The sequence below is a fragment of the Caballeronia sp. genome, from assembly GCF_049581465.1.
Taxonomy (GTDB): Bacteria; Pseudomonadota; Gammaproteobacteria; order Burkholderiales; family Burkholderiaceae; genus Caballeronia.
Genome location: NZ_JBAUSA010000649.1, coordinates 1 through 11,032, shown reverse-complemented (window position 1 = coordinate 11,032; position 11,032 = coordinate 1). Strand labels below are relative to the sequence as shown.

General features: G+C 59.1%; 12 protein-coding genes. 6 read left to right on the top strand and 6 right to left on the bottom strand.

The genetic code is table 11. The features are described from left to right. Both WCA53_RS15990 and WCA53_RS15985 read left to right on the top strand, forming a co-directional pair. The coding region (locus WCA53_RS15990) for an alpha/beta fold hydrolase (RefSeq protein WP_423912220.1) at nucleotides 1–752 on the top strand (752 nt) is incomplete at its 5' end. A gap of 119 nt (nucleotides 753–871) precedes the next feature. Beyond that, the gene (locus WCA53_RS15985) at nucleotides 872–1,642 is read left to right on the top strand and encodes an enoyl-CoA hydratase (protein WP_423912217.1); all 771 of its coding nucleotides are present in this window, start codon (nucleotides 872–874) and stop codon (nucleotides 1,640–1,642) included. Between the two features lie 75 nt (nucleotides 1,643–1,717). On the opposite strand, the gene WCA53_RS15980 is transcribed toward WCA53_RS15985, so the two are convergent. Next, nucleotides 1,718–2,386, bottom strand: a complete 669-nt coding sequence (locus WCA53_RS15980) for a peroxiredoxin-like family protein (protein WP_423912215.1) — start codon at nucleotides 2,384–2,386, stop codon at nucleotides 1,718–1,720. 293 nt (nucleotides 2,387–2,679) lie between these two features. On the opposite strand from WCA53_RS15980, the gene WCA53_RS15975 reads away from it, so the two are divergent. Continuing rightward, entirely contained in the window at nucleotides 2,680–2,829 is a 150-nt protein-coding gene (locus WCA53_RS15975) for a hypothetical protein (protein ID WP_423912212.1), read from the top strand. Between the two features lie 96 nt (nucleotides 2,830–2,925). Next, on the top strand, nucleotides 2,926–3,198 hold the full coding sequence (locus WCA53_RS15970) for a DUF4148 domain-containing protein (protein WP_423912210.1): 273 nt from the start codon (nucleotides 2,926–2,928) through the stop codon (nucleotides 3,196–3,198). Between the two features lie 219 nt (nucleotides 3,199–3,417). On the opposite strand, the gene mctP is transcribed toward WCA53_RS15970, so the two are convergent. After that, a complete protein-coding gene (mctP, locus tag WCA53_RS15965; RefSeq protein WP_423912205.1) occupies nucleotides 3,418–4,905 on the bottom strand; it encodes a monocarboxylate uptake permease MctP in 1,488 nt (495 codons plus the stop codon). Further along, on the bottom strand, nucleotides 4,905–5,108 hold the full coding sequence (locus WCA53_RS15960) for a DUF3311 domain-containing protein (protein ID WP_423912201.1): 204 nt from the start codon (nucleotides 5,106–5,108) through the stop codon (nucleotides 4,905–4,907). The genes mctP and WCA53_RS15960 overlap by 1 nt, the downstream gene beginning before the upstream one ends. Before the next feature lie 312 nt (nucleotides 5,109–5,420). On the opposite strand from WCA53_RS15960, the gene WCA53_RS15955 reads away from it, so the two are divergent. Together WCA53_RS15955 and WCA53_RS15950 are read left to right on the top strand one after the other, a co-directional pair. Further along, nucleotides 5,421–6,836 carry a cache domain-containing protein gene (locus tag WCA53_RS15955; protein ID WP_423912198.1) on the top strand — a complete coding sequence of 472 codons (1,416 nt, stop codon included), beginning with the start codon at nucleotides 5,421–5,423 and terminating at the stop codon, nucleotides 6,834–6,836. After that, nucleotides 6,833–7,483, top strand: a complete 651-nt coding sequence (locus WCA53_RS15950; protein ID WP_423912195.1) for a response regulator — start codon at nucleotides 6,833–6,835, stop codon at nucleotides 7,481–7,483. Before WCA53_RS15955 ends, WCA53_RS15950 begins: the two co-directional genes overlap by 4 nt. Nucleotides 7,484–7,538: 55 nt before the next feature. Here WCA53_RS15950 and WCA53_RS15945 read toward each other — a convergent pair whose 3' ends face one another. The 3 genes from WCA53_RS15945 to WCA53_RS15935 form a co-directional block, all read right to left on the bottom strand. Beyond that, nucleotides 7,539–8,498 carry a dimethyl sulfoxide reductase anchor subunit family protein gene (locus WCA53_RS15945; protein WP_423912192.1) on the bottom strand — a complete coding sequence of 320 codons (960 nt, stop codon included), beginning with the start codon at nucleotides 8,496–8,498 and terminating at the stop codon, nucleotides 7,539–7,541. Beyond that, nucleotides 8,495–9,313, bottom strand: a complete 819-nt coding sequence (locus WCA53_RS15940; RefSeq protein WP_423912189.1) for a 4Fe-4S dicluster domain-containing protein — start codon at nucleotides 9,311–9,313, stop codon at nucleotides 8,495–8,497. The genes WCA53_RS15945 and WCA53_RS15940 overlap by 4 nt, the downstream gene beginning before the upstream one ends. 13 nt (nucleotides 9,314–9,326) lie before the next feature. After that, a partial coding sequence (locus tag WCA53_RS15935) for a molybdopterin oxidoreductase family protein (RefSeq protein ID WP_423912185.1) occupies nucleotides 9,327–11,032 on the bottom strand: 1,706 nt, incomplete at its 5' end.

Below are 11,032 nucleotides of genomic sequence, written 5' to 3'. Positions count from 1 at the left end.
ATGTCGAGAAGGGTGTGATAGCGGCGATCGAAGTAGCGTCCGAAATCACGAAGCAGGAGAAGGTCAATGCACTAGGCTACTGCGTTGGCGGCTCTCTGCTGGCTTGTGCACTTGCCGTGCTTGCCTCAAAGCGAAAATATGCAGTGGCCAGCATGACCCAGCTCATTGCCATGCTGGATTACTCTGACCCAGGTGAAATCGGCATGTATCTGGGTCGAGCTCTTCTCGATCAGCGACTCAATGCCCTCTCCCGAGGTGGAATCGTCTCCGGCAAAGAGCTCTCTCGGGCTTTTGCGAGCCTACGCGCGAACGATCTAGTGTGGTCCTTCGTGATCAACAACTACTTGAAAGGCAAGATGCCGTACGCGTTTGACCTTTTTTATTGGAACAGCGACGACAGCAACTTGCCCGGACCGATGTTCTCATCCTACTTGCGTGACTGTTATGCGGACGTGAGACATTCCAGGGGTAAGGTCGAGTTTGTACTGGGCGGAGGCGGTCACATCACCGGTCCTGTCAATCCATTTTCCAAGAACAAGCGGAACTATTGGGTTGGCGGCGATTCGGACAAAGGTGCCGACGAGTGGCTTGCAAGCGCGCACTCAGTGCAGGGCAGTTGGTGGCCCCATTACGCTGCGTGGCTCAAAGCGCATTCCGGGGAAGAGATCCCGGCACCGAAGAAACTTGGCAATGCAAAATATAAGGAGATCGAGGCCGCACCGGGTCGTTACGTTAAAGAACGGGTGCAGTGACGTAGACGCGATAAAGCATTAATCCTTGCGCGATGCCCATTCGTGACGTTGGCGTTCATCGATGTCTGCGTCCTACGTTGAGGATGCGTGTCGTGCCTTTTCAACCATCGGAGAGCAAAATGATCGACTATCGGAAGGAGGGCCACACTGCCGTCCTGACCCTCAACAATCCGCCGGCTAATACCTTCACCGCCGAAAGTTTGCTATCGCTAAAGGAGCTAGTACGCACATTGAATGACGATCGGCACATCTATGCCGTCGTGGTGACTGGCGCGGGCGACAAGTTTTTCAGCGCCGGCGCGGACTTGAAGCGCTTTGCCGCAGGTGACAAAGTAGAGGCGCGTTTGATGGCGCAAAGATTCGGTGAAGCGTTCGAAGCGCTGCAGGAGGCACGCCCGGTTGTTATCGCAGCAATCAACGGCTACGCAATGGGGGGCGGACTGGAATGCGCGCTCGCTTGCGACATTCGCATTGCCGAAGAGCAGTCGCAGATGGCACTGCCGGAACCCGCGGTGGGATTGCTTCCCTCCGGGTGTGGTACTCAGACGCTTCCTTGGCTGGTGGGGGAGGGCTGGGCCAAGCGCATGATCCTGACCAACGAACGGGTGAATGCCAATACCGCTTTGCAAATCGGACTGGTCGAGGAGATCGTGGGCAAGGGAGAATCGCTGGATTCGGCACTCAAAATGGCGGAACGCGTGGCAAGCCTGAGCCCGCAAGCGGTAGCGTTTAGCAAACAACTGATTCACAGCGCTCGTCAGGGTGTCCCGCGAAGGGCCGCGCTGGCGTTGGAGCGCGAGCGCTTCATGGACCTCTTCGATGGGGAGGACCAGCGCGAAGGCGTGCATGCCTTTTTGGAAAAGCGCAAGGCAGTTTGGAACAACGGCTAACGCGACGTATCTCGTGATGCTCTAGATGAGCGGGAAAGACCGCGCCGCATGCTGCTGCGCGGGAGAGGGCCTGGGTCAGACGCTGACGGCCTTCTCGAGGACCGGCAGCATGTCCGACGGGTCGGGCCGACGCGTGTAGTCGGGATTGACTTCGGAGTACAGCACGACGCCGTCCTGGCCAATGACATAGCGTGCCGGCATCGGCAGCGTCCAGCTCGGATCGTCGTTGAACGACGGCAGATCGTTCTTGAGCAACTTGTACAAGTCGACCAGATAGTCGGGCAGATTGAAACGCAGGCCAAACGCGGCGGCGGTCTCGTTCCTGACGTCGCTCAGTACGGGGAAGCGCAGCTCGTTGGTGCGTACGGACTTACGGCTGTTGACGGCGGTCTGCGGCGAGACCGCGACCACGTTGGCGCCGAGTGCCTGAACCTGGGGCAGGACTTCGTTCATTGCCTGCAGTTCGAGGTTGCAGTACGGACACCAGACGCCACGGTAGAACGTGACGATAAGCGGTCCCTTGGCTAGCAGCTCGGCAGAGGACACTGCGTTGCCGTCCTGGTCCTGCAGGCGGAATTGCGGGGCGCGGTCGCCCGCCTTGACGGCGCGGGTAGCCTGGCCGCTGGCGATGAGTTCCGCGGTCGCGCGTTCCATGATCGGATGGATTTCGGGTGGTGCCTTGTACGGTGGCTTGCCTGCCTTGAAATCGGCCTTGAATGCGTCGAGCTTGTCCTGGAGCGACATGATGAGTCTCCGGCGGGTTAATCAGGATATCGAATCTGGGTAGGCGAACCGTCGACTCGTCTTGGATAGGATCTTCCGGGAACGCGCGTCGCGCCGGTAGGTAGCCAGGATGAATAACTCCCATTCTCTGAAAGCATGGCTACCGGGTACCGGGTGCCGCCGAGTTCCGCACATTCGGCTTGACGGCGGATGTGCTTTCGCCTGACGCAGCGCGGCCGGCAAGGACGGAGATCGCTTGCCGGTTCTTTGGTTCACGTTCTCCCTGATTCCCTTGCTGCGAGGCGGCGAAGCAGATGATTGAACAGGGAACCGGCGGAAAGAACATCAATGCGGCCTCGTTTGGCAGCAAGCAGGGTTATCCGGTGTTTGGATCTGGTAAGGATCGAGGTCTTGTTTCCGCCCCGATTGTTCTGTTTTTGGGAAACAGTGAATTCGTAAATTAGGTATTTACCCTAGCTTGCGATCTTCGTAGACTGTCTTCGTTGCTGCAAACGAACCAGTCTGCAGCCCGAAAAAGAACAATCCCTGGGATAAAAATCATGAAATCGCTCATTCAAGCCGTTGTTATTGCCGCTACCCTTGCCGCTCCGGTTGCCGTTTTCGCCCAGTCGAACAAACCTTTGACCCGTGCGCAAGTAAACGAACAACTGGTGCAAATCGAAAAGGCTGGCTACAACCCGGCCCGGTACAACCCGCAACAATACCCGTCGAACCTCCAGGCTGCTGAAGCCCGTGTTGCTGCCCAGAACGCCGCAATGGGCGGCGTAGCTACTGGTTCGTCGCAGCAGGGTTCAGGCGCAGTAGCTCAGTAAGCCATCATTCAGACCGGCTGTTTCATCGCCGGAGCGCCAGAGTTAGCCGCGCTCGTCAGCTTTACGTCACCGCCCCACGATCGATATCTTGCCTCGATCATGGGGCGTTTTTCGTATCGGGACCGCCGCTTCCGGGTTCCGGCAGCTTTGCCTGGGCTCCGCTAGCCGAGCGCTTTTTCTTCCCTTTTTCGAATCGCCGGCGTGTTCAATTCACCGCGCTCATGCGACGGACCGGGTAAGAGGCGTAATCCGCGCAGGCAACACTGCCGACAGTACGAGGGTCACGACAATATTGACTCCCAGCGCGAGCACGCCGATATAAACCGGATACGTCGCGTCACCCAGATGCAGTGCATAGATAGGCTTGAGGCCTTGCATGAAAGCGAGTGTGGTGCCCAGCCCGATCCCGGCCAACCATCCGATAAACAATGCAGGCAGCTTGAGCCAGCGCGTATATAACGAAAACACCACCGCTGGAAACGTCTGCAAGATCCACACGCCGCCCAGCAACTGCAGGTCGATTGCAAACTGCGTTGGCAGGAAAATGATGAACACCAGCGCGCCCAGCTTCACGGCCAGCGATACCACTTTCGCATTGGAGGCTTCCTGCGATGGCGTGATGTTGGGCTGGATTAGCGGCTTCCACAAATTGCGCGTGAATAGATTGGCCGAACCAATCGACATGATGGCCGCCGGTACCAGTGCGCTAATCGCAATCGCCGCGGCCGCAAAGCCGACGAACCACGATGGGAACAACTTGAGGAACAGCACAGGTACCACGTCGGTTGCGGACGTTACCTTTACGCCTGCCGCAATTGCCATGTAGCCAAGCAGCGCGATCAGGCCCAGCAGCAGCGTGTACGCCGGCAGGGCGATCGCATTTTGCTTGATGGTCTTCGCGCTTTTTGAACTCAACACGCCTGTCAGCGTGTGGGGATACATGAAGGCGGCCATCGCCGACCCGAACGCCAGCGTTGCATAAGCCGTGAACTGGCTAGCCTTGAGCGTGATGCCCGTGTTACCGCCCTTCGCGGTGAAGAAGTGATCCGCAGCGTCGAAGACCGATGCATAGCCGCCCAGCTTGCTGGGAATAAGCCAGATCGCCGCGATCACCACGATATAGATCATGATGTCTTTGACAAAAGCGATCATCGCCGGCGCACGCAAGCCGCTCGCGTAGGTGTAGACGGCCAGGATGATGAAAGCGACCACCAGCGGTGTTTCACCGGTCACGCCCAGGCTCTTGATCACCACTTGCATGCCGACTAGCTGCAGCGCGATGTAAGGCATGGTCGCGACGATCCCCGTCAGGGCGATCGCGGCTGCAAACCAGCGGCCACCATAGATGCCCTGCACGAAGTCGGCTGCCGTGATGTGATTGCCTTTCTGGCAGGCAGACCACAGCTTTGGCATGACCGCAAATACGAACGGATAGACGATGATGGTGTAGGGCAGCGCAAAAAATCCGTAAGCACCGACCGCATAGACCAGCGCAGGTACGGCAATGACCGTGTACGCGGTATAGAAGTCACCGCCCACCAGGAACCACGAAATCACGGGGCCAAATTGCCGTCCGCCCAGACCCCACTCGTGCAATTGAGTCAGGTCGCCCGCCTTCCAGCGCGCAGCAAAGAAACCGATCACAGTGACCAGCGCGAAGAATCCCAGGAATACCAGACCGGAAGTCCAATTGAATGTCGTCGGCATTATCGAACCCACCTATAGACCACGTACAAGATCAGGGAGGTCAGCGGCACCCATAGCAGCTGATACCAATAAAAAAATGGGAAGCCCATGAATGACGGCCGCGTGTCGTTATAGAAGGGCAGCCACATCAGGGCCACGTAGGGAATCAATAGCAATAGACTGCCGACTGTGCGTCGTCCGGTGGACACGCTTTCTGAACTCATATCGATCTCCTGGATTCAGCCTCTTTGGGGACTGAAGCGGGAGTATTGGCGGAATTTGTTTCGCCGCCTTCCGTAGTAATACGTAGAGGGGCGCAAAGTCGTCGCGAGCCGCGATGCGACGCTTGTGCAGACCGTGCCCATGGACCGTCAAGGGAGGAATCACCCTACGTATTACTACGCAGGCGGCCGGTCGGTTAAGAACCAATGTTCGTCTCGATGGCACAATCCGCACATGCATGGCGTTGCTGACCTCGCCACCCACGTCCAAGCGTCATGCGCCCAGGCAGTTCAACTTTCTACGCGGCAAATTTAATGCGACTCCTACTGCACGGGATGAAGCGAAAGTGGCTGATTCTCGCCCTGCTGCCTTTCATCGGAGCAATGGCTACGATTGCCGTCGCCGTATCGTTGCAAGCCAACGCATTGTCGAATTCCGAACAGCGTGCGATGGCGGCTGCGTATCGAAGCAGCAAGGAAACCGAGCTCAAGAATTACGTCGCGCTTGCGGAAAGTGCGGTCGCGCCGCTCTATAACTCGGGGCGTGACGACCCCGGTACGCGCGCGCAGGTGCTGGCGGTGCTGTCCAAGCTGGAATTCGGTAACGATGGCTATTTCTTCGTCTATGACCTGCAGGGCAATCTGCTTATGCATCCCCGCCAGGCCCAACTCGTAGGGACCAATCTATGGTCCATGCAGGATCCTCACGGCGCGCTGACTATCCAGTCTCTATTGAAGAAAGCAAAGAGTGGAGGCGGCTTCGTTGAATATCTGTGGGAGCGTCCCTCGACGCATAAGATGGAATCCAAACTGGGCTACGTCGTGACGTTCGACCGATGGGGATGGATGGTCGGGACTGGCATCTATCTGGACGACGTCAATGCTGCGCTCCTGCAAACCGAACTTCAGGCATCGTCCAATATTCGTCACACGCTGTTTTTGATTGGCCTGGTCGGCGCACTGGGCATGGGGTTTATCGGCGCGTGCGGCGTTGCGATGAATGTCACCGACCACCGCAGCTCGGACGCACAGTTGAAGATAATGGCTCGCCAGGTGGTGGAATCGCAGGAGGCGGAAAGAGGCCGCCTCTCACGTGAGCTTCACGATGGCATTAGTCAGATGCTTGTGTCGATCAAGCTGTTGCTGGAGTCGGCGCTTGCACTTAGGCCTGTGAACCCCGATCAAAACGACGCCAGCGGGCCGCCCATACAAAATGCGCTGGCGCAGACCAATCGAACGTTGGCTGAAATCCGGCAGATATCTCACGATCTGCGGCCGGCGATGCTCGACGATCTCGGCTTAGGCGCGGCGCTTCGACAGTTAGCGCTTGAGTTTAACGAAACGGGCAAGACGCCCCACACGAACATAACAGTCAATGCAGCGTCAAACGATGCCCATACTGTGCCCGATGCGGTGAATACGGCGTTGTTTCGCGTAGCGCAGGAAGCACTGACGAATATTGCGCGTCATGCACATGCGTCCAGTGTCCGAGTGATCCTCGCCTGTGTGCCAGGTCAAGTCGTCCTGACAATTATTGATGACGGCATCGGCTTTGGTTACGGCGCGGTACAGTCCGATCCACGACGAGGAATCGGACTGCGCAATATGCGCGAACGCGTGGAATCGCTCAATGGCACGTTCGTGATCCAATCGCAACCGGGATGGACCGAGTTGAAGGCGGTTATACCAGTCGATCTCTCTCCACCCGCATCAAGCCACCTCAGCACATGACAAGCACTATCGACATCTTGCTAGTAGACGATCATCAACTCGTGCGCGATGGCTTGAGGCTGCGTCTTGACGCAATCGACGGCTTTCGCGTAGTGGGCGAGGCGGCCAATATGCCCGAAGCGCTAGCAGCGATTGAGCGTCTTGAGCCGCATTTGGTCCTGACCGACCTGAGCATGAAAGGCGGCAGCGGGGTCGCACTCACGCGGGAAATCCGGCTACGTCGACCGGCAATGCATGTTCTCGTCTTGTCGATGCACAACAATGCGGAATACATGGCTGAGGCGAAGATGGCGGGCGCGGGCGGGTACGTTCTGAAAGACGCGCCTGCCACGGAAATCGTAGCGGCCATCTACACCATCCTGGGCGGCGGCACCTACTTCAGCGATCAACTCAATCAAGCCGCCCCGGCGCCGAACTACGGTCTCACGCTCGACTCCGTTCGCTATCTGCAGATGAAGAAACTGACGCCTCGCGAGCAACAGGTGCTGCGAGATGTAGCAAACGGCTTGTCAAACAAACAAATCGCAGTTCTGCATGGACTTTCAATTCGGACGGTGGAGACGCACAGGATGTCCATCAAGCGTAAATTGGATATAGAAGGTCAGGCCGAACTCATCAAATTTGCTGTCGAGTTCTTTAACGCATAGTGTCGGCGAGATTGAGGGCGTTGTGGGGTGCTTCATCTGGCGCCCATTCGACTCCTTAGGAAACCGCACTATAGTAAAGATTTTGCGGGTGCCGCGCTTCCGCAAAGAAGAACCAGCGCTCCGCGACCAGCCCGGCATACTGAACTGCACAGGCGGCACACAGCAACCAGATCGAGACCGCAACCGACGACGAACTGCCGCCCAGCGCGAGCAGGAAGAACGGAACGAGGAATGCGGCAACCAGGAACGTCCACTTGATGCGTCGCAATACACGCGGCGTCTGTCCGTGAAAGAACTCGCGCAGATTGAACGCGCCTGCCGTAAAACCGCGCGACTTCTGCACGACCTTCGCCGACTTGATGCCAGTCGCGCTTTGCACGGTTGATGTCGGTCGCAAACCTGCGTTCCGCACGAGCGACGCAACCCGGCTCGCGCAGCCCGCCAGCGTTAACACGCAAGCGCAGGCCGCGAGTGCGGGGACGAGCGAGGGGTCGAACCACGCGGCGCTCGCCGTCGCAAATGTGAACCCCGAGGCGCAGCCAAGCAGCACGAAGTTGACCATCGTGAGCGGCGTTGCCCATTCCTGCAGGAAGCGCAGGCAGGCATAAATCATCGAGGTACATACAAACAACGCGGCGCTCGCGAGTGCGCCGAGCGCACCGATTTCAAGCGACCACGGCGACCCGACCCAGTGCGCCACGCCATAGGCGAATGCACAGCCGAGGAACACCGGCAACGCCAGGCATTCGCGAGAAAGCCAGGACGTTCGCCACATCGCGATCGCACGCCATGCGCGTTCGGGATGCCCAAGGTGGAAGAACGAGGCCAGCAGGCCGAGCCCGCCAAGCACGACGACAAGCACGGCATCCAGCACGAAAAATATCTGCGGCGGCGCTGAACTCGCCACAGTCAGCCCGATGCGCGTGGCAAGCTCAACGCCGAACAGCGCGATAAGCAAGCCCTGCGCTGCGCCGATCAGTGTGGTCAGGAACACAACAGAAAATGCGGGTTTCATACGCGTCTCCCGAGATTCAATATATTGAATACGCGCCCCAACATCTCAGACACCGGACCCCGCTGCTCGGCGTGGAGGTGTACGTGGTCCGCTTGGGTATCGGAGGACGCAGCGGCGGATGCAGCGGATGGACTCTCCTGCGCGACTTCAGCCTGTGTGCTGCCCGACTTGCACGAACACGAGTCGCCGCCGCACGAGCTTGTCTTCTGGCGCGGCAAATAGTGATTGGAGGGCTTTGTATTCCACTCCGGCATCAGTTGATATCCGCCGCGTTCGCGTATCGCCTTCGACACCACCGAATCCGGATCATGAATATCGCCGAACAGCCGCGCCGAAGTCGGGCACGCGAGCACGCAGGCCGGCTTCCGGTCGCGTTCCGGCAGCGCTTCGTTATGGATTCGATCCGCGCACAGGGTGCACTTGGTCATCTCCTTGCGTTGTTCATCGAGTTCGCGCGCGCCGTAGGGGCACGCCCACGCGCAGTACTTGCAGCCTATGCATTTGTCGTAGTCCACCAGCACGAGCCCGTCTTCCTTACGCTTGTAGCTCGCGCCGGTCGGACACACCGGCACGCACGGCGGGTCTTCGCAGTGCAGACACGACTTCGGGAAGTGGATGGTTTCGGTGAGCGGAAACTCGCCGGCTTCGAAGGTCTGCACGCGGTTGAAAAACGTGCCGGACGGATCGGCGTCGTAGGGCCGGAAATCGGCCAGACTGCCGGCCTCGCCGGACGTATTCCATTCCTTGCAGCTCGTCACGCACGCGTGGCATCCCACGCAGACGTTCAGATCGATTACGAGCGCCATCTGGGTCATCGGATGCTCCTCGCTATTTTGGTTTGCCGGCGCTGCGCAGGCGCGCAGCAAACTCGCCACGTCCTGCGAAGTAGGTTTGGACGACGCGCTGGAGCACCCCGGTCGAACCGGGCAGCGCCTGCATGGGCGCGAATTGCGGCAGCGTATGGTCCGCACCGGCCTCAGCCGGATAGACGCGGACTCGCACGTCGTACCAGGCCGCTTGCCCGGTGATCGGATCGGAGTTCGACATGCGGGCGTCACCTGGCTTCACACCGGGCAGTTCGTCGGTGATCAGGTGGTTGAGCAGAAAGCCGCGCTGCGATTCGTTGGCGTCCGGCCCGAGATTCCACGCACCGGTGGCCTTGCCGATCGCATTCCAGGTCCACACCGTGCCCGGCTCCACCGCCTCGCTGTAGCGCGCCATGCAGCGCACCTTGCCCCACGGCGATTCGACGTAGATCCAGCCGCCATCCTCGATACCGTTCTCACGCGCCATCAACGGATTCATGAACAGATAGTTCTCGCCGTGAATCTGCCGCAGCCACGTGTTTTGCGAGTCCCATGAGTGATACATCGCCATGGGCCGCTGCGTGACGGCAGCCAGCGGGTAGCGGGTGAGGTCAGTGGCGGCGAGTTCAAGCGGTTCGTACCAGAACGGCAGCGGATCGAAATAACGCGCCACGCGCTCGCGCAGATGATCAGGCGGCTGACGCCCCGCCGTTTTACCCTGCGCGGCAAGGCGGAATTTTTGCATCGCATCGGAGTAAAGCTGGATCACGATCGGCGTGTCGAACTTGCGAAAGCCATGTTCCACCGCCCACTTCAGATACGGGCCGTTGACGCCACGCATGTATTGCAGCGGCTCCGGCAGCGTGTAATGGAACACGCAATTGTGGTTGGCGTACTGCTCCCACTGCCGTGGATTCGGTTCGCCGACCAGTGACTTGTCGCCGTCCTTGCCGCGCCAGCCAATCAGGAAGCCCACGCCCGAATCCGGCGCGGTCTGGAAATTGACGACGAAGTCCGGGTAATCGCGGAACTTGCGCGTGCCCTCTTTTGTGGTGAATGCCGGCAGCTTTAGGCGGCTCGCCAGTTCGATCAGTACTTCCTGAAACGGTTTGCATTCGCCGGTCGGCGGTACCACCGGCACGCGCACGGAATCCACTGGACCGTCGAACTCGGAGATCGGCCGGTCTAGCATGGACATCGCGTCGTGCCGCTCCAGATAGGTCGTGTCCGGCAGGATCAGATCGGCAAACGCGGTCATCTCCGACTGGAACGCGTCGCAGACCACCAGGAACGGAATCTTGTAGTCGCCGTCCTCATGCTTGTCCACCAGCATCTTGCGGACTTCGACCGTGTTCATCGAGGAGTTCCACGCCATGTTGGCCATGAAAATCAACAGCGTATCAATCGGGTAAGGATCGCCGCGCCATGCGTTGGTGATGACGCTATGCATCAACCCGTGCACGGCGAGCGGGTATTCCCAGGAGAACGCTTTGTCGATCCGCACAGGTTCGCCGGCATCGTCGATGAACAGGTCCTCGGGTGCGGCGGGCCAGCCAAGCGGCCCGTTGGCGAGCGGCGTATTCGGCTGCACGGCATCCGGGTGGTTCGGCGGTTTGGCCGAGAGCGGCACGGCCCGCGGATAAGGCGACTTGTGCCTGAAACCGCCGGGCCGGTCGATCGTGCCGAGCAAGGACATCAGCACCGCCAGCGCGCGGATCGATTGAAAGC